This window comes from Flagellimonas lutimaris (genome assembly GCF_051494225.1).
Taxonomy (GTDB): Bacteria; Bacteroidota; Bacteroidia; order Flavobacteriales; family Flavobacteriaceae; genus Flagellimonas; species Flagellimonas lutimaris_A.
This window is the reverse complement of the sequence record NZ_JBNPYE010000003.1, coordinates 146,944-164,358: the sequence shown is the minus strand read 5'-3', so window position 1 is coordinate 164,358 and position 17,415 is coordinate 146,944. Positions and strand designations below refer to the sequence as shown.

Below are 17,415 nucleotides of genomic sequence, written 5' to 3'. Positions count from 1 at the left end.
CAAGTTGTTTTATTTGTAACATTAATGAGCTGTTAAAGGTTGTACTATTAGGTTTTGATGTGTATTTTTAAGCAAATTGCAAGAATGAAGTTACCCTTATTTCCATTACAATCGGTGTTTTATCCGGGGGAAACCGTGCCCCTCCATATTTTTGAAGATCGTTATAAACAATTAATCAACGATTGTAGAAAGGAGGCATTGACCTTTGGTATTCCTGTTTATATCAATGATTCAATTTCTTATGGGACCGAGGTACAATTGGTTGAAGTTGTGAACTCCTATGAATCTGGCGAAATGGATGTGGTGTGTGTCGCCCGTCAAGTTTTTAAAGTAATCAGTTTTGAAAATCAGTTGGAGGGTAAGCTTTACGCTGGAGGGGAAGTGGAGTTTTTGGAGATAGAAAATGATGCCGATGAGCATTTAAGGAAAGAAGTACTTCAAAAGGTAGAGGCTTTATATGATATTATGGATGTCCCTTTTACCCAAACACCTCCCAAACAGTTCAATAGTTATTCACTGGCTCATAAAATGGGCCTTTCTTTTGAGCAAGAGTACGAATTGTTACTCTTGACCAAAGAAACGGACCGACTTAATTTTATAAAAAGTCATCTGGAAGCAGCTACAAATATTTTAAATGAGGTAAATCGTACCAAAGATGCCATAGAAATGAACGGGCATTTCAAAAATTTTGATCCTTTGGACTTTAAAGATTTCAAGTTGTAGAGCTTTCAAGGGCAAAACTAACTTTTATTGATACCTAATTAGCAATTATTTATTTATCACCTTCAATTTGTCAGCGGTGTTTTCTATTTTTGTCAGCAAACAAAAGTAAATTCACAGATGAATCTTCACGAATATCAAGGAAAAGAGATTTTAGCCAGTTTTGGGGTTAGAATCCAAAGAGGAATTGTTGCTCACAACGCCAAAGAAGCGGTAGATGCCGCAAAACAACTTACCCAGGAAACCGGAACCGGATGGCACGTAATAAAGGCACAAGTACACGCCGGGGGCCGTGGTAAAGGAGGTGGAGTGAAATTGGCCAAAAACTTGAAAGAAGTAGAAGAGTTGGCTGGTAATATTATAGGGATGAACCTTGTTACCCCACAGACATCTGCAGAAGGTAAAAAAGTGCACCAAGTCTTGGTGGCCGAAGATGTGTATTATCCAGGTGATAGTGAAACCAGCGAGTTTTACATGTCTGTTCTTTTGAACAGAGGATCGGGTAAAAACATGATCATGTACTCTACCGAAGGAGGTATGGATATTGAAGAAGTGGCTGAGAAAACTCCCCATTTGATCTATACCGAAGAAGTTGATCCAGGAATGGGACTTTTGCCCTTCCAAGCCAGAAGAATAGCCTTTAACTTAGGGTTGTCCGGTACAGCTTTCAAAGAGATGGTGAAATTCGTTATGTCTTTGTACAAAGCTTATGTGGAAAGTGATTCAAGCCTTTTTGAAATCAATCCGGTGTTGAAGACTTCTGATGATAAAATTATGGCCGTAGATGCCAAAGTTTCCATAGATGACAATGCACTTTATAGAAGAAAAGCATATGCAGAAATGAGAGACCTACGCGAAGAAAACCCAATTGAGGTAGAAGCCCGTGAGGTTGGCTTGAACTACGTTGATTTGGATGGTAACGTTGGATGTATGGTAAATGGTGCCGGATTGGCCATGGCTACTATGGATTTGATTAAAATGGCTGGAGGTGAGCCGGCTAACTTTTTGGATGTTGGAGGTACTGCTGATGCCAAAAGGGTAGAAGAAGCTTTCAGAATAATTCTTAAAGATCCAAATGTTAAGGCAATTCTTATCAATATCTTCGGTGGTATTGTTCGTTGTGATCGTGTCGCGCAAGGTGTCGTTGATGCATACAAAAACATGGGGGACGCCATTCAGGTTCCAATTATTGTTAGGTTGCAAGGGACCAATGCAGAGTTGGCCAAAGAAATAATTGATAATTCTGGCTTGGCTGTGCACTCCGCAGTACAATTTAAAGAAGCTGCTGATAAAGTGGAAGAAGTTTTGGGCTAGTCTCAGCGTAAATAAATTTCATGTGGGCAATGCTTAATCAGCATTGCCCTTTTTTATTCTTCAAATTTTAAAAACCGCTGATTTTTCCTAAATAAATCAAGCCAATAATCTTACTACTTTCGTTTTCAATGTTTTCTTAGATGAATCAAATAATCAGTTAGCTTTTTATTGTTTCAACAAGAGTATTAGCCCAAGGTTAAGGACATTAAACATTTGTTAAATGGTCCTAAAGTGTAACAATTTTGTTTTTTGATCGTCTTATTTTTGAGGTGTCGTTAAAAAAGACTCTTAATCAGGTCTATATTTTGACAAATCATTAATCATCAATTTTAATCAAAAAACAAAAATCATGAGAAAATTCAAAACTGTTTCAGTAGCGTTGGCATTATTTGCAACAATGAGTGCATTCGCAACAAAAGGTAAAAAGGCAACGAAAGAGACTAATCTTTCTGGTCAGATTTATGAAATGTTGAAAGATAATCAATTCAACATAGAGAACAAGGAAATGACTGCTGAGGTTCGTTTCATTGTAACCGAAAAGGGAGAATTGGTAGTACTTTCCGTAGAAACAAAAGATGAAATTTTGGAAGGTTTCGTAAAAAATCGTTTGAACTATAAAAAGGTGCAATTGAAGAATGTGGCACCAGGACGAGTATACGAAGTTCCAGTCCGTATTACCGCTTAAAAAACGGGAATTGTTTGAGTTAGTTATAAAAAGCCCTGAAATTCAGGGCTTTTTTATGTACTAAAACGAGGTGTTTTGGAGTTATCTACCTAATAATTAGAACCAAAACCATTTGTTATGGGTACCTATAAGGAAAAATTGAGCATTCTTTCAGAGATGATCGGCTTTGCAAGGGTCGACCATTCCTTGAAACGGTCTGAATATGAATTTTTACTGAAGGTCGCCCGTAATCTAGGGGTTCCAAAGGATACTTTTGATGGGTTGCTTAAGGAGAAATCCCCCAAAGTACGTCTTAAAACCCAAGCTGAGCGCATAGTACAGTTCCATAGGCTTATCCTGCTCATGAATATAGACCATGAGCAACATAAGAAAGAAATAAATACACTTTACAATATAGGTCTTAAAATGGGTTTGCCTCCTGCAGCTATTAGTCAGGTTCTTGAGGTAATGCACCGTTATCCGGATAATATTGTTCCGCCTGATGTCCTTATCAATATCTTCAAAGCATATTATAACTAATGTCAAAATGGCATTGAATTTTATTTAAATCATGTCATAACGACATGTGTTTTGTATTGGTATAGGTTTTGACTTATACAGGGTGATTTAAATGTTTAACTAAAATTGAATCGCCATGAGTATAGTAAAAAGAAACAACCTGTTTTTTCCATCTTTGATGCAAGATGTTATGGGTCCTGATTGGTTCGGTGGAACAGAAAAGTGGAATACTTCTGTGCCTGCTGTCAATATAAAGGACAATACCGAAGGTTTTGAATTGGAACTAGCTGTTCCTGGTATGAAGAAAGATGATTTCACCGTTGAAATTGACAATGATGTATTAACCATTTCCAGTGAAGTCGAAATAGAAAATGAGGAGAATAACGAAAATTATACAAGAAAAGAGTTTTCCTTCACTTCTTTTAAAAGAGCTTTTACATTGCCCGAGACGGTAGATGGGTCTAAAATCGACGCCAAGTACGAAGATGGAATATTGAAATTGACATTGCCCAAAAAACAAGAGGCATTGCCAAAACCAAAACGATTGATTGAAATCGGATAAGACATTAGAACACCAACTATAGGTGTTTCATGATGGTTGGATTAGTTGGTTAGTTTGAGGTGCGCCCCTGCTTTGCGGGGGCGCACTTTTTTATTTCTCTTCCTGAAGCATTTTTATCTCGTCCCGTAATTTGGCAGCTTCCATAAAATCTAATTCTTTAGCTGCTTTTTCCATGGCCTTTCTTTTGTCCCTTATCATTTTTTCTTTCTGGTCTTGGGTTAAATATTTAAGGTCCGGTTCGGCAGCACGAAGCTCTTCTTTTTGAAAATGATATGTAGATACCGAATTTTTCGCTAGGGCACTATCCAAGTTTTTCTTTAAAGCAGTAGGTGTAATATGATGTTCCTTATTATAGGACATTTGCTTATCTCTTCGGTAATTGGTTTCATCAATCGTTTTTTGCATGCTGTCGGTAACTTTATCTGCATACATGATGGCCTTTCCATTGAGGTTTCTTGCTGCACGACCTACTGTTTGGGTCAAAGAACGATTACTCCTTAAAAAACCCTCTTTGTCTGCATCCAGAATGGCTACAAGGGATACTTCGGGCAAATCCAGCCCTTCACGTAAAAGGTTTACCCCGATTAGAACATCGAATAGTCCTTTGCGCAGGTCCTGCATAATTTCCACGCGCTCCAAGGTGTCAACATCACTGTGGATGTAGCGACAACGAACATCAATACGGGATAGATATTTTGTGAGCTCCTCCGCCATACGTTTGGTCAGCGTGGTCACTAAGGTACGTTCGTCCAATTCTACACGTTGTTGAATCTCTTCTACTAAGTCATCAATTTGGTTTTCACTAGGTCTCACCTCGATTACAGGATCCAATAATCCTGTTGGTCGTATGATTTGTTCCACATAAACCCCTTCACTCAATTCCAATTCATAATCGGCAGGGGTAGCACTCACATACAGCACTTGGTTTTGAAGCGCTTCAAACTCTTCAAATTTTAATGGACGGTTATCCATTGCCGCCGGCAATCGAAAGCCATATTCCACCAAGTTTTCTTTTCTGGAACGGTCTCCCCCGTACATGGCATGTACCTGGGGGATGGTTACGTGACTTTCATCAATCACCATGAGGTAATCATCGGGAAAATAATCCAACAAACAGAAAGGTCTGGTACCTGGTTTTCTACCATCCAAATACCTTGAATAATTTTCGATTCCCGAACAATAGCCAAGCTCCCGAATCATTTCCAAGTCAAAATTGGTGCGTTCCTCCAAGCGTTTGGCCTCCAAAGGCCTACCGATTTCCTTAAAATAGTCTATCTGTTTTACCAAATCATCCTGAATCTCCTTTATGGCGTTTTGAAGTACATCTGGAGACGTTACGAACATATTGGCCGGATAAATGTTCAGGGTGTCGTAAATCTCAATCACGCTGTTGTTATAGGGGTCCAGTGCCTCAATTTCCTCGATTTCATCACCAAAAAAATGAATACGGAAAGCGTGGTCCGCATATCCCGGGAAAACATCAACTACATCGCCCTTTACCCTAAAGTTTCCATTTCTGAAATCGGCTGTGGTACGAGCATACAAGCTCTGAACCAATTGCTTTAGAAATTTTGTTCTCGAGATAACCTGATCTCTGTGGATGGTGATTACGTTTTTTTGAAATTCAACAGGGTTTCCAATACCGTACAGGCAGGAAACAGAAGCTACCACAAGTACATCCCGTCTTCCGGATAGGAGGGAGGATGTGGCACTTAACCTTAATTTTTCGATATCCTCGTTTATAGAAAGATCCTTTTCAATGTAAAGCCCACTTGTTGGGATATAGGCTTCGGGTTGATAGTAATCGTAGTAAGAAACAAAGTATTCCACCGCGTTATTAGGAAAAAATTGCTTGAACTCGGAATACAACTGAGCAGCCAAGGTCTTGTTGTGTGCCAAAACCAAGGTAGGTCGCTGCACCGATTCCACTACATTGGCAACCGTAAATGTCTTTCCTGAACCCGTCACACCAAGTAGAGTTTGGTAGGGGGTTTTGGACTCAATACCCTCAACTAACTGTTTAATGGCTTGAGGTTGATCGCCTGTTGGCTTAAAGTCAGAAACTACCTGAAATTTCATTGGATAAAAATACTAAAGGCCGCCTCCAAAAGGAAGTAAAACGGTAATATTATCTCTTTAAGGTAAAATGCCCCTTGATCTGGCGGTTAGAATCATCGATAGCTTGGAACCAATAGTCGCCAGAAGGAAGTCGGCGTCCAGCAATATTACCATCCCAGCCCTGTGAATTCTGCGAAATCTCTTTTAAGAATTTGCCGTAACGATCGAAGATTCGAATACTTTTAAAAACAACCTTTTCAGACTCCAGTGGTTGAATAAATTGCCAGTAGTCGTTAATAGTGTCCCCATTGGGGGTGAAGAATTTGGGGAAACCTTCCACCGTCAAATCTTGTGTAAATACTTTTTGTGAAATTCCGCAACCGTTCTTGTCGCGGACATAGATTGTATGAGTTCCGGGTTCAACATTTTTGAAAATATTACTATCGGAATAAGGGCCGTCAATATTGTCAATGGCATATTCATAATTGCCAATACCTGATGCAACAACGGTTAATTGAAGCGATGAAACTGTGGGCTGCGCGATTATATTGTCTATCGTAGCTACTTCTGATGAGACCACTTCAAATATTTGTGAAGATGGACATTCTATTGTATTTCCGTTTTGGTTTATTGTATTGTAGGCTTCATATCGGTAACGTCCATTTTCGGTAATGGTGACTTCGTTGGTTGATGAAATCAAGGTTTCATCTTCAAATTGATCTATTTGATACCAATGGAAGCCTTCGGCGATGTCGGTTGAGCTGATTACAAGAGGGCCATCATTCTGACAAGAAGAAAAAGAATCGGGAAAATCGATTTCTGGATTGATTATAACATATTCTCCCGTATCAAAATCCAGATAGGGACCGCATCCAAGAATAGTGGTAAAACTGGTTTGGATACATCCTTCTGCTTGGCCTGCATCATTAAATGGAATAATGGTGATAAAAAAAGTTTTGTTCGGTTCAAAATTAACCACTGGTGTAGAGTTGGTATAGAAAATGGATTCTTCCAAAATATCTGTACCGCTGGGTGTGGTGCCAATGGTTACAATGTAGCCCGTTGCATCCGGAACTGCATACCATTCAAGTAAAGGAGAGAGGGGTACATTGGTTTCTCCATTCTGTGGGTATAAAATGGTTGTACAATCCGGTATTTGTGATGGTGCCTTGGTATCAAATTGTTGGTAGGTGCACCCCACGGCGGAACCAATTGAATTATATGGTACAATGATCGCATAAACGGTTGTTTCTGCGGGAAGCTCAAAAGGTGGATTATATGTGAGTACATTCCCCGTGTCGTAATCATTTAAAAGCTCTGTTCCTCCCGGAGTGGTACCCAAACTTAATCGGTAACCCTCAGCACCGTAAACGTAGCTCCAGGAAATATTGGTATTGGGATTAACATCCGTAGCCATATCGGGTGGGTTTGTTATTGGCGTGCAGTTTGGAATCGATGTCAACGGTTCCGTAGTAAAACTATAACTAGGGCAGGTAACATTGGGTTGATTGAAAAAGAAAAGTGTTATGGTCACATATATGGTCGTGTTGGCAGGCAATCCAAGTGGCGGGGTGTAGGAAGAGCCACTTGCAAACTGCGAGGTCAATATATCATTGCCCCCTGGAGTAGTACCCAATGTAATATTGTACGAGGGTACACCATCTACGGTTTCCCAATCTATTGTGGCATCTAAAGGAACATTGGAGGTGCCATTTGCTGGGTAAACCGGGTTGGGACAATCCTGCGCATTGGATGTAATACATACAAGAATGGCCAATAAAATGTATAGTCTGTTCAGCATTTGCATGATTATGTGCACCCCACAAGATACTACAAATCACGTTTTTTCAATAATGCATAGGATAAATAGATGAAAATGGCTGTCCAGATGATAACAATTAAGAACTCATACCAATACACATGGTAGTCGAATTTCATGTCCTCACCAATTTGTTGTCCAATGTTCTGAACAGCGGAAAGCCTGGTAAACGGTTCTTTGATCAGGTTTGACATGGATTGCAACGGGAAGAAGCGTTTTACGGCCTTAGCTGCCTCCCAGCTCATTACTTTCCAGCCCAGTAGTCCAAAAACAACCTGTTCGAGTATGGTCCATAAAATTAAAAACCCCAATGCAAAAGCAGAACGTTTTACCAAAATGCCCAGAAAAAGACAGAATGAGAAGAACCCGACCAACTTAAAAAAGAAAGCAGGCAAGAATTCCATATCCGAAAATATGATGGAGACCTCATTGTAGTCTGAATAAACCAATCCTAGAATCATGGATACGACAAACACAAAGATGGTGGAAATTAGGGCAAACGAAACTACAGTAAGCACTTTGGACAGAATGAACTCCTTTTTCGATAATCCGTCAATCAAGTTTTGTTTGATGGTCTTGTTGCTGTACTCGTTGGACATCATGGAAACGATTACAATGGCCAAAAAGAGCTTGAACAGCGCCGTAACAAAGGTGTTAAAGTGCCAGATGTACGGAAAATTGAAAATTCCTTGGTCCGCCAAGTGAAATTGAACCGGGCCAATATCAAATTTTATGGCTGCAATCAGTGCTATTGAGGTCAACAACACAAAATAGGAGATAATAAGCACCTTGCTGGCCCTATTGTTCCAAAGTTTTATAAATTCTATTTGTAGGAGACGTAACATTCGTTTTTTTAATTAGTTGTTTTTGGTCAAGGTTAAAAATTGTTCTTCAAGGCTCTCTTTCCTTTTTACGAGATGGGATAGTACAATCCCTTTTTCGAACAGCATTTTATTCAAACTTTCGGCATCCATTTCTTCCTTTAAATAAGCAGTAAGCGTTCCATTAAAGTTTTCAATTTTTCCAAAACTGGCATTTTTTTCCAGTAGCTCTTGAAGCTGCTCCATGTTTTCGGCCCTTAATTCAAAAAAGCCATGACTGGCGAGCATACTGTCTACGGGACCAGAATATAAGTTTTCACCTTTTCTTAGAATGATAACATGGGAACATACCTTTTCAACCTCGTCCAATAAATGGGAGGCCAACAATATTGTGGTACCCTGACTTGCAATTTTTTTGATGATTTCCCGTATTTGGTGAATTCCTTGAGGATCCAGACCATTGGTGGGTTCGTCCAAAATTAGGATCTCTGGGTCGTTGAGCAGGGCAGAAGCAATGGCCATACGCTGTTTCATACCCAACGAATAGGTTTTAAACTTGCTATTTCGGCGATCCCACAATCCTACCAACTCCAGTTTCTCTTGAATTTTGGCTTCTGGCACATCCTTAATTTTGCAGACCAACTTTAAATTTTGGATGGCGTTCATGTAAGGGTAAAAGTTGGGACGCTCAATAATGGCGCCTACCTTTTTAAGGGCATCATGTGTAGATGTATTGCCTTCGAACCAACTGAAATCGCCAGAAGTTCGGTTAACAACGTTCAGAATAATCCCTAATGTAGTGGACTTGCCACTACCATTGGGTCCCAAGATGCCATAAACGTTTCCTTTTTCTATAGTAAAGGAAAGGTCTTTAACGGCTGTGAGGTAACCAAACTTTTTTGTAAGATGGTTTACGGTCAGTATTGTTTCCAAGAGATGCTATCGTTTTTTGAATGGTTTATATTAACTTGACGATATTATTCGCAAATTGTTACAAAATAATCAAATACAATGTCGGAAGAAAGATTAATGTCGAAAAAGAAACCTGCCTATCCAATCAGTAAGGAGTTGGATGAATATTTAGATTATTACAATCGGAAAATTGAGATTCCCATTCACTACGAAGACCTTCTTCGGTTTTCAGGAAGTGTGGCCGTCTACGATGCGAATGATGAGGATACTCTTTGGGTAAGGGTTTTCTATCCTGAGTTTGACCGCGATGAGATCGATCTTGCCTTAAAGCGGGTGTACTCCAATTTTGTTTCGGATGGTAGTGATTCTATTTTTCCGTATCTGAATGTGGATTATGTGGACTATTGCACCTTTGGGAATTCCAAGCCTTTTAGAATCAAGGTTCGAAATATTTTGAATGACAATTATACCTTGTTATATGTAAAAAAAACCGATGCTTCCCGTGTTTATGGTTTGGAGTTGGAACACATGCTTTCCCCTTACAATTTAAACTTTGTGATTTATGAGAACACACTCATCGAGGAACATATTGTTGGTATTCCTGGGGATGTTTTTATGAAGAAAAACCTTCCGGAATGTACAGAGTTTGAAAAAGCGCAGATTGCCAAAGAGTTCGTAAAGTTTAACGAAAGATGTATGATTCGTCTATTGGGCGATATGCGTTCCTACAATTATGTAATTGTTCCCACCCACGATTTTGATAGTGTTGTTCATAAAATAAGGGCCATTGATTTTGATCAGCAGTCTTATGAAGGAAAAATAAAAGTGTATCGCCCCCAGTTTTTCAAGGAGAATAAGATTATGGTCGACTTGGTCCAGAGTAAGTTAACCATAGATTCTGTAAACCAATACATTGTGGAGGAGCGTTCAATTGTCGCCAAAAGAATATTGAGTTGGGGCCGGAGGTTAAAAAGACTTTTGGATGCGTGCATAGCGGATAGCATAGCTCCCCCTGAAAATATTGAAATGCTAAAACACCAATTGCAAGAACTAACAGGGGATATCAATTTTAGGGATAGTAAGAACATGGGTGAAATATTGACCCATGCCCTTGATTTTGTAAAACGAAATTACGAAGATGTAAGTATGAAACAGATAATAGAGAAGAAATTCTAACTCTTCTGCTCCTTGTTGAAATAGACTAGGTAATAGTACATCTGTCTTTCCTCATCCCAACCTTTTTCCACAAACTTTTCAGCAGATTCAGGGTTGATGAAATCCATTTTAATCTGAATATTGGTGTCGAGATTGATGACGTTTTTAATTTTCTTTCGGGCATCACTTACTGCTTTGTTGGCAATATCAAAATTGGAAACGTCCTCAATACTGTATTTAGGTCCTTTTTCAACTTTATAATGTTTGAATTCAGGAATCAACTCCGGATTTTCCATCACCTCGTTCAAAAATGAGGTTTCCTCAAAATTGTCGTTTTTCGCAAAGTGGTTCACTGCGCGGTTCATGAACATTACTTCTTGTTGTTTGTCCTCGGCAGGTAGAACAACATCTTTGGCGAAATTTTGACAGAATTTAAGGTAGTTCTTGGTGTAAAAATTTTCATCCGTTAATGGAGCAACGCCCAAGAAGTTTTCCAACCAATATTTGGCATCGTATCGGTTACTGTCCACGGAAAGTACTTTGTACCCCTCTTCTTTACTAGTGTTGAAAACAATACAACCTTTATCCAGTTTGTTGATATTGATTCCTTGACGAATCAAAATCTCCAAGTTGTGTTCATTTTCTTCAAATTGAAGGAAATCGTGCTTCAATTCACTTTTAAAAATACCTACGGCATCTGTTTTTTGGTTATCGATTACCATATCCGAAAAGTGAACCACATAAACCTCACCACTTTTAATATGTGGATGGTTGGATTGTTCAAAAAGGTGTGTAGTTATTTTTTTGGATAACCTATGGTTATCGGATGGATTTTCAAATATCCCGGTCACAGCAGCGCAAACCTCATTGAATTCCAAATCAACCTCGTGGCTAAACTTATAATAGTTTTCTTCTTTTTCCCTGAAAGGCTTGAAAAAATATTCCTTTAAAAGACCCGACATTTCATCGTTCAACGAAAAAGGTTCTGCAGATAAAAAAGCGGATTCGTTTTTACTTTTATTACCAACACGGTGAAGCGATATGCTCTCAATTTGAGCAGAATATAGGTTTAGCATTTTTAGGTAAGGGATTAATGGTTAAAACTTAGGTCAAGCGTTCTTTTAATTCCAGTTTTCGTCAAAGTCCATATCATCATAACGATCTAAGAGGTCGTCAAAATTTCCTTCATCATCATTGGGCTTTGCCTCAAACTTTTTTTCCGGTGGAGCATCTGGTAATTCTCCAAAAGTGAACAATAGGTTGGGGTACACTCGGCCATCTTCCTTGTCAACAATATCTGCAAGTTCCACAAAAAAGGTCCACATGCTAAAAAAGTCGTACACGTAAATCAATTTTGGGTTGTCCTCGGTCATTACATCATCCAAAGTGGTTTCGTTCATCAAACGGATATCGGAACCGCTCTCGCTCATATCAAAAAGGGCAATTTCCTCGTCCTGGTTCCATTCTTCGTCACAAGTATAGAACGAAGCCATTTCACTCCCCTCAAAACCAAAAGCTTGGGTTATGGCATTGTGGAAATCCTCCAAATTACTTTGGTCCTCAATTTCGATATCACGAAAGATATCCTCCTCAGCATCAAGTATTATCCTGATTTTATAAATCATCCATCAAATTTTAGAGTGGGCACAAAGGTACAATATTAGACCTTATTTGGCGAACCTGTGCAGGGTAAAAGTCATGGCTGCCAAAAGGAAGAATGCACCAATTTGATGCGCGATTCCTAACCAAAGAGGGACAGCGTAAATTAGCGTCAGTACACCCAATAAAAATTGCACAAAAACAAGGGCCAATAAAACTTTTAATCCTTTTTCCTGCAATGGTGTGGTCGATATTTTTCTGGTTTTGAACCAAATTAGGGCAATAAAGCCAACGACTACGTAAGCCAAATATCTGTGAATGAACTGTACACCGCTTTTCCCTTCAAAAAAGTTTTTGATTACGGGTTGCTGTTCAATATAAACAGTTTCATGAATTAGTTTCCCCTCACTCATTAAAGGCCAATGATTGTGTATAAAACCTGCATCCAATCCTGCTACAAAAGCTCCCCATATAATTTGCAGTAGTAAAAGCACAAGCCCAATTCGAATTAGATTTCTGATTCCCTTGTCGATTTCTTTTTTTTCTGGGTAAATGAGGTCTAAAGCCACCCATAAGCTATAGGCAAAGGTTATAAATGCGGTTGTTAAGTGAGCTGCCAACCTAAAGTGGGATACATCGGGACGGTCTACCAAACCGCTTTTTACCATATACCAACCCAAAAATCCTTGAAACCCGCCCATAATCAACAATATTATGGCCTTTTTAATAGTAGGTTTGTCCAATTTTTTGGTAACCAAAAAGTAAAGAAATGGTACCATGAAAACAACGCCTATAAACCGTCCAATAACCCTGTGTAGCCATTCCCAGAAATAAATATCTTTAAACTCCTCGATTCCAAAATGGTTGTTGAGTTTTTGATATTCGGGATATTGCTTGTACAATTCAAATGCCTCTTGCCATTCCTGCTCGTTCATTGGGGGAATGGTACCCTGTATCAATTTATAGTCGGAAATGGAAAGTCCTGAGTGGGTAAGACGCGTTATGCCCCCTACCAAGACCATAACGAAAATGAGAAAACATCCGGTTAGCAACCAATACACTACATATTTGTTCTTTTTCATTCCGAGTGGACTTTTAGGTTCATTTTTTTGCCTTTTTCCAACATAAAATTGTAGGCAGCTTCATGCTCATTTGGGATTTCTCCTTCTAAAATCGCTTCTTTGATTGCGTCTTTGATGATCCCTATTTCCTTAGAAGGTTTTAGGTTGAAGGTTTTCATGATTTCTTCACCGGAAACGGGCGGTTGGAAATTACGAATATGGTCTCTTTCCTCGACCTCCACTATTTTTTGACGAACTATTTTGAAGTTGTTTTTGTATTTTTCCTGCTTGCGTGGATTCTTTGTGGTAATGTCGGCCTCGCACAAAGTCATAAGGTCCTCTACAAAATCACCTGCATCAAAAACCAATCGTCTTACCGCAGAATCAGTTACGTGGTCTTCGGACAAAATGATGGGGCGAGAGCTCATCAAAACCATTTTTTGAACGAATTTCATTTTCTCGTTCAAAGGCATCCGAAGCCTTTTGAAGAGTTTGTACACCATTTTTGCTCCTACGAATTCATGGGCATGGAAAGTCCAGCCAATCTTTTTATGGAACTTTTTCGTTGGTGCCTTTCCTATGTCATGCAACAAAGCAGCCCAACGCAACCAAAGGTTGTCGGTAGTTTTCGCAATATTGTCCACCACTTCCAAGGTATGCCAAAAGTTGTCCTTGTGCCGTTGTCCCTCTTTTTCCTCGATACCTTGCAAATCGGTTAATTCTGGAAGAATTAAAGGAAGTAGCCCTGTTTGGTGCAATAATTTAAAACCAATAGATGGTTTGGGACTCATCAAAATTTTATGGAGTTCGTCTACGATACGTTCCTTGGAAACAATTTTTATACGGTCTTTGTTTTCCGTAATGGCCTGCAGCGATTTAAGTTCAATGGTAAAATGCAGTTGTGTGGCAAATCGGATGGCACGCATCATTCGCAAGGGGTCATCGGAATAGGTGATACCCGGTTCCAAAGGTGTACGGATAATTTCTCGGTCTAAATCCGCCAACCCATTAAAAGGATCCAAAAGTTCTCCAAAATTAGCATCATTTAATGCCAAAGCTATGGCATTTATGGTAAAGTCGCGACGGTTTTGGTCATCTTCCAAGGTGCCGTCCTCTACAATGGGTTTTCTGCTGTTGCGGTTGTAACTTTCCTTTCGGGCGCCTACAAACTCAAGCTCCAAATCCTTGTGCTTGATCATGGCCGTCCCAAAATTCTTGAATACGGAAATCTCTGGTTTGCCCTTTAGTTTGGAGGCTACTTTTTTGGCTAGGTCTATTCCGCTACCAATGGCAACAATATCAATATCCTTCGGGGTGTTTCTTTTTAAAAAGTAATCACGTACAAAACCACCGATTACATATGCGTCAACGCCCAGTTCATCCGAAGCTTCGCCAATAAGTTTAAAAATAGGGTGTTGTATTGCCTCTGTATGGAATTCCTTCGCCATTATTATTCCGGGATAACCTTCATCTGCCCGTCGTTGCCCAATTTAATAATTGCGGAGGGGGAAGGGTTTGTGTTTTCATCGGGCAAATTTACGACATAGTTGGCTTTTTTTTGCGAATTACAGTTTTTTTATGTTAACATAAAAAAACTGTAAATAAATATCGATAAAACTTATATTGTAAGAATAAATATATATAATTGTAGGAATAATAATCATTAACAATATTAATTATGAAAAAAGTTTTTATTTTATTGCTAGGTACGATCTTGATGTTGTCCTGTGATGTCGATCAATTATCGAACTCTGATTTTGAAGATGAAAATTCAGTGGAATTAAAGGGTCAGATTAGGTACGTTGATGGAGAAAGAATTACCGTTTATTCAGATAAGACTACTGATGATCTTAAGATATTAAATGGTAATGATTATGTTAGTCTATCGGATATTTCAGGCAAAGGTGATCTTACATTTTATCTTAATGGTGAACTTAATGATTTTTTAATCTTTACTTCGAAAGACAAAATGATCAATTTTATCGAGAACCCTCATCGATATAACGAACTCATGGCTAAAATAAAGGGACTGGATCCATCCATGATTAGGGAAGTAGATAAAGGTCCCAGCGTAGATGCTTCAGGGCCAAGTTTTACAATTGCAACAGCTCATAGTTTGGGGGGGTATACATTCACAAAAGCCTTGCCCTATCCTTCTAGATATGGTAATCCACATTTGAGGTGTAATCAATATGAGACAGGGTGTATCAATTTTAATGATGAAATCAGTTCTTTCAGGTTAAGTGCAGGGGTCTCTGCAGAGTTTTACTCAGGAAGTTTTCCATCTCCAGGTGCCCGTGTTTATGCACAAGGGCCAGTTCAAGTAAATAATTTGCAAGATTCAGGTTGGAATGATAGAATAACTTCATTTTGGGCTAGCACGGCTTCAACCTACGAGACAAACTTGAACATTATTTTTCCAGGTAACACTACCTGTGGACATAATTATGATGATCCAGCATGTGGCAGCTCTGGCGGCGGCGGCTCTGGCGGCGGCGGTATTCAGTAACCGAATATAATAAAGGAGGCTAAATCTTAGCCTCCTTTATTATTCTCTAATAACCCTTACCTTTCCGTCGTTACTTAATTTAATGATGGAAGAGGGAGAAGGGTTTTTATTTTTGTCTTGCAAATTTACCACATAGTTCACTCCTTTTAAAATTTCTTCATCAATATCCTTGAATTGTTTTGGGGTTGGATTGCCCGAAACATTGGCCGATGTGGATACAATTGGTTTTCTGAATTTATTGATGAGGTATTGGCAGAATTTATCTGAAGCCACTCGAATGGCCAATGTATTGTCATCTGCCACAAGATTGTTGGCGATGCCTATAGGGTTGTCAAATACAATGGTTGTTGGTTTTGTCGCTAAGTCCATGATATCGTAAGCTACATCTGGTACTTCTTTTACATGACGCTCCAACATGGCTTGGTTGGCCACTAAACAAATGAGCGCTTTGGTGTCTTCACGTTTTTTGAGGGCGTACACTTTTTTTACGGCCTCAGGGTTTGTTGCGTCGCAGCCAATGCCCCAAACAGTATCTGTCGGGTATAGAATAAGTCCACCTTCTTGCAGTACTTTATTGCAATTGTTGATTTCCTCGATCATTTTATTTCTTTTTGATTTTTTTCAAGAAAACTGATGTAGTTGTTTTTTTGTGCTTCAAAACCCCATTTGGTAACCGAATATTCTTTTTTTTCACCTCCATTCTCACCAATTTTATTAAATACTTGTGCTAAGCTCTCAACATCGTCATAAAAAATGGAGTGTTTTTTAAGATCTGGAATATGGTTAAGCTCAATTGGGCTGATAAGTGTTTTCTTATATCCAAAGGCTTGGTTATAGCATCCCATTATCTTGTATTTTGCATAATTATTTCCAACGGATTCCAATGGAATAAGAATAAAATCTGATTTCTTTAAATAATCATGGAAAGTATTGTTGTCCAAAAAGTAATTAAAAGTCACAAAGTGCTGTTGTAGATTTTGAGCTTCAATAAAATCCAGAAACTCTCGGTTTTTTGGGTTTTCAGAATTACTGTTTCCTAAAATCAGGAACTTTAGATTGGTTTTGGTGTTTACTTGTTGAAGTGCTTCGGCAACCAAAGAATAATCTCTTCGGCCAAAGTCAAGTTTTCCTGGTATACTGATCCAAATCTCTTCTTGTGGTTTTTTAATGGATGTTTCTTCGTAGATTGGAAAAAAAATAGGGTAAAAGCTCTGTAGCTGTATCGATTTGTCCTCCAGTTCGATGGAGTTCTCTAAAAAATCATTGATTACAAAATAGTTTTTTATGGACTTATTGATGAGTTTTTGCGAAAAGCTATGGTTTACTTTTTTCAGGTTATGGAGTATACCAAATAAAGCTGTTCTCCTTTTCAGCATAAAACTTAACAAAATTATTTCCAGTCTGGAGCTTGCGGTGTTGAATATGACTGTTTTTACCCCTCTTTTTTTTAATTGCTTTTTAAGCTTTAATAAGAAGGAAATACGACTAAACAAATTTTTTTGATCAAAACGTGTGAATGTTATAACATCTTCGGGGATATCTAAATATTCAGAAGCCCTGTCCTTAATTTGACTACTTACGACCAAACTCAGGGCATATCCAGCGGAATCGAGAAACTTTATCTGTGAATACAAACATTCATCATGGTATGAGTTGAACTCAATAAGTGCTGCTTTCTTCATGAATAGTTTTTTGTAAAGAA

General features: G+C 38.8%; 17 protein-coding genes. 7 read left to right on the top strand and 10 right to left on the bottom strand.

Annotation, left to right across the window (positions count from 1 at the left end):
- Nucleotides 1-84 precede the first annotated feature (84 nt).
- The 5 genes from ACQQ5U_RS09020 (at nt 85) to ACQQ5U_RS09000 (ending at nt 3,779) form a co-directional block, all read left to right on the top strand.
- Nucleotides 85-723 (top strand): LON peptidase substrate-binding domain-containing protein, encoded by a 639-nt coding sequence (locus ACQQ5U_RS09020; RefSeq protein ID WP_437396886.1) that lies wholly within the window; start codon nt 85-87, stop codon nt 721-723.
- A gap of 117 nt (nt 724-840) precedes the next feature.
- A complete protein-coding gene (sucC, locus tag ACQQ5U_RS09015) occupies nt 841-2,034 on the top strand; it encodes an ADP-forming succinate--CoA ligase subunit beta (protein ID WP_437396885.1) in 1,194 nt (397 codons plus the stop codon).
- A 349-nt stretch (nt 2,035-2,383) separates the two neighbouring features.
- Nucleotides 2,384-2,719, top strand: a complete 336-nt coding sequence (locus ACQQ5U_RS09010; RefSeq protein ID WP_437396883.1) for a hypothetical protein — start codon at nt 2,384-2,386, stop codon at nt 2,717-2,719.
- Between the two features lie 117 nt (nt 2,720-2,836).
- Nucleotides 2,837-3,238: a hypothetical protein gene (locus tag ACQQ5U_RS09005; RefSeq protein WP_100815966.1), complete on the top strand. Its 402-nt coding sequence runs from the start codon at nt 2,837-2,839 to the stop codon at nt 3,236-3,238.
- A 115-nt stretch (nt 3,239-3,353) separates the two neighbouring features.
- A complete protein-coding gene (locus ACQQ5U_RS09000) occupies nt 3,354-3,779 on the top strand; it encodes an Hsp20/alpha crystallin family protein (RefSeq protein WP_437396881.1) in 426 nt (141 codons plus the stop codon).
- 90 nt (nt 3,780-3,869) lie between these two features.
- Here the strand turns inward: ACQQ5U_RS09000 and uvrB are convergent, their stop codons facing one another.
- Genes uvrB through ACQQ5U_RS08980 form a run of 4 tightly spaced genes read right to left on the bottom strand, consistent with a single transcriptional unit; the run spans nt 3,870 to nt 9,410 of the window.
- Entirely contained in the window at nt 3,870-5,858 is a 1,989-nt protein-coding gene (gene uvrB, locus ACQQ5U_RS08995; RefSeq protein ID WP_437396879.1) for an excinuclease ABC subunit UvrB, read from the bottom strand.
- A gap of 49 nt (nt 5,859-5,907) precedes the next feature.
- The gene (locus tag ACQQ5U_RS08990; RefSeq protein WP_437396877.1) at nt 5,908-7,638 is read right to left on the bottom strand and encodes a T9SS type B sorting domain-containing protein; all 1,731 of its coding nucleotides are present in this window, start codon (nt 7,636-7,638) and stop codon (nt 5,908-5,910) included.
- A 29-nt stretch (nt 7,639-7,667) separates the two neighbouring features.
- A complete protein-coding gene (locus ACQQ5U_RS08985; RefSeq protein WP_437396875.1) occupies nt 7,668-8,501 on the bottom strand; it encodes an ABC transporter permease in 834 nt (277 codons plus the stop codon).
- A 12-nt stretch (nt 8,502-8,513) separates the two neighbouring features.
- On the bottom strand, nt 8,514-9,410 hold the full coding sequence (locus ACQQ5U_RS08980; RefSeq protein WP_437396874.1) for an ABC transporter ATP-binding protein: 897 nt from the start codon (nt 9,408-9,410) through the stop codon (nt 8,514-8,516).
- A gap of 78 nt (nt 9,411-9,488) precedes the next feature.
- Between ACQQ5U_RS08980 and ACQQ5U_RS08975 the strand changes: the two genes are divergently transcribed.
- The gene (locus ACQQ5U_RS08975) at nt 9,489-10,565 is read left to right on the top strand and encodes a hypothetical protein (RefSeq protein WP_437396873.1); all 1,077 of its coding nucleotides are present in this window, start codon (nt 9,489-9,491) and stop codon (nt 10,563-10,565) included.
- Here the strand turns inward: ACQQ5U_RS08975 and ACQQ5U_RS08970 are convergent.
- The 4 genes from ACQQ5U_RS08970 to ACQQ5U_RS08955 are packed head-to-tail and all read right to left on the bottom strand — an operon-like array spanning nt 10,562 to nt 14,652.
- Nucleotides 10,562-11,620 (bottom strand): nucleoid-associated protein, encoded by a 1,059-nt coding sequence (locus ACQQ5U_RS08970; RefSeq protein ID WP_437396871.1) that lies wholly within the window; start codon nt 11,618-11,620, stop codon nt 10,562-10,564. The two genes, ACQQ5U_RS08975 and ACQQ5U_RS08970, sit on opposite strands and share 4 nt — an antisense overlap.
- 45 nt (nt 11,621-11,665) lie before the next feature.
- Complete coding sequence (locus tag ACQQ5U_RS08965; RefSeq protein WP_437396870.1) at nt 11,666-12,169, bottom strand: IS1096 element passenger TnpR family protein; 504 nt, start codon at nt 12,167-12,169, stop codon at nt 11,666-11,668.
- A gap of 42 nt (nt 12,170-12,211) precedes the next feature.
- Nucleotides 12,212-13,225 carry a COX15/CtaA family protein gene (locus tag ACQQ5U_RS08960; protein ID WP_437396868.1) on the bottom strand — a complete coding sequence of 338 codons (1,014 nt, stop codon included), beginning with the start codon at nt 13,223-13,225 and terminating at the stop codon, nt 12,212-12,214.
- A complete protein-coding gene (locus tag ACQQ5U_RS08955) occupies nt 13,222-14,652 on the bottom strand; it encodes a CCA tRNA nucleotidyltransferase (protein ID WP_437396866.1) in 1,431 nt (476 codons plus the stop codon). The genes ACQQ5U_RS08960 and ACQQ5U_RS08955 overlap by 4 nt, the downstream gene beginning before the upstream one ends.
- Nucleotides 14,653-14,882: 230 nt before the next feature.
- Between ACQQ5U_RS08955 and ACQQ5U_RS08950 the strand changes: the two genes are divergently transcribed.
- Nucleotides 14,883-15,713 (top strand): hypothetical protein, encoded by an 831-nt coding sequence (locus ACQQ5U_RS08950; RefSeq protein WP_437396864.1) that lies wholly within the window; start codon nt 14,883-14,885, stop codon nt 15,711-15,713.
- Between the two features lie 39 nt (nt 15,714-15,752).
- On the opposite strand, the gene ACQQ5U_RS08945 is transcribed toward ACQQ5U_RS08950, so the two are convergent.
- Nucleotides 15,753-16,313, bottom strand: coding sequence for an L-threonylcarbamoyladenylate synthase (locus ACQQ5U_RS08945; RefSeq protein ID WP_437396863.1), 561 nt, complete (start codon nt 16,311-16,313; stop codon nt 15,753-15,755).
- Entirely contained in the window at nt 16,310-17,395 is a 1,086-nt protein-coding gene (locus ACQQ5U_RS08940; RefSeq protein WP_437396862.1) for a hypothetical protein, read from the bottom strand. Before ACQQ5U_RS08940 ends, ACQQ5U_RS08945 begins: the two co-directional genes overlap by 4 nt.
- Nucleotides 17,396-17,415 lie beyond the last annotated feature (20 nt).

What these genes read in the sequence shown, in the direction of transcription:
- ACQQ5U_RS09020 (WP_437396886.1), top strand. Translation starts at nt 85, where the DNA reads ATGAAGTTACCCTTATTTCCATTACAATCGGTGTTTTATCCGGGGGAA.
- sucC (WP_437396885.1), top strand. Translation starts at nt 841, where the DNA reads ATGAATCTTCACGAATATCAAGGAAAAGAGATTTTAGCCAGTTTTGGG.
- ACQQ5U_RS09010 (WP_437396883.1), top strand. Translation starts at nt 2,384, where the DNA reads ATGAGAAAATTCAAAACTGTTTCAGTAGCGTTGGCATTATTTGCAACA.
- ACQQ5U_RS09005 (WP_100815966.1), top strand. Translation starts at nt 2,837, where the DNA reads ATGGGTACCTATAAGGAAAAATTGAGCATTCTTTCAGAGATGATCGGC.
- ACQQ5U_RS09000 (WP_437396881.1), top strand. Translation starts at nt 3,354, where the DNA reads ATGAGTATAGTAAAAAGAAACAACCTGTTTTTTCCATCTTTGATGCAA.
- uvrB (WP_437396879.1), bottom strand. Translation starts at nt 5,858, where the DNA reads ATGAAATTTCAGGTAGTTTCTGACTTTAAGCCAACAGGCGATCAACCT.
- ACQQ5U_RS08990 (WP_437396877.1), bottom strand. Translation starts at nt 7,638, where the DNA reads ATGCTGAACAGACTATACATTTTATTGGCCATTCTTGTATGTATTACA.
- ACQQ5U_RS08985 (WP_437396875.1), bottom strand. Translation starts at nt 8,501, where the DNA reads ATGTTACGTCTCCTACAAATAGAATTTATAAAACTTTGGAACAATAGG.
- ACQQ5U_RS08975 (WP_437396873.1), top strand. Translation starts at nt 9,489, where the DNA reads ATGTCGGAAGAAAGATTAATGTCGAAAAAGAAACCTGCCTATCCAATC.
- ACQQ5U_RS08970 (WP_437396871.1), bottom strand. Translation starts at nt 11,620, where the DNA reads ATGCTAAACCTATATTCTGCTCAAATTGAGAGCATATCGCTTCACCGT.
- ACQQ5U_RS08965 (WP_437396870.1), bottom strand. Translation starts at nt 12,169, where the DNA reads ATGATTTATAAAATCAGGATAATACTTGATGCTGAGGAGGATATCTTT.
- ACQQ5U_RS08960 (WP_437396868.1), bottom strand. Translation starts at nt 13,225, where the DNA reads ATGAAAAAGAACAAATATGTAGTGTATTGGTTGCTAACCGGATGTTTT.
- ACQQ5U_RS08955 (WP_437396866.1), bottom strand. Translation starts at nt 14,652, where the DNA reads ATGGCGAAGGAATTCCATACAGAGGCAATACAACACCCTATTTTTAAA.
- ACQQ5U_RS08950 (WP_437396864.1), top strand. Translation starts at nt 14,883, where the DNA reads ATGAAAAAAGTTTTTATTTTATTGCTAGGTACGATCTTGATGTTGTCC.
- ACQQ5U_RS08945 (WP_437396863.1), bottom strand. Translation starts at nt 16,313, where the DNA reads ATGATCGAGGAAATCAACAATTGCAATAAAGTACTGCAAGAAGGTGGA.
- ACQQ5U_RS08940 (WP_437396862.1), bottom strand. Translation starts at nt 17,395, where the DNA reads ATGAAGAAAGCAGCACTTATTGAGTTCAACTCATACCATGATGAATGT.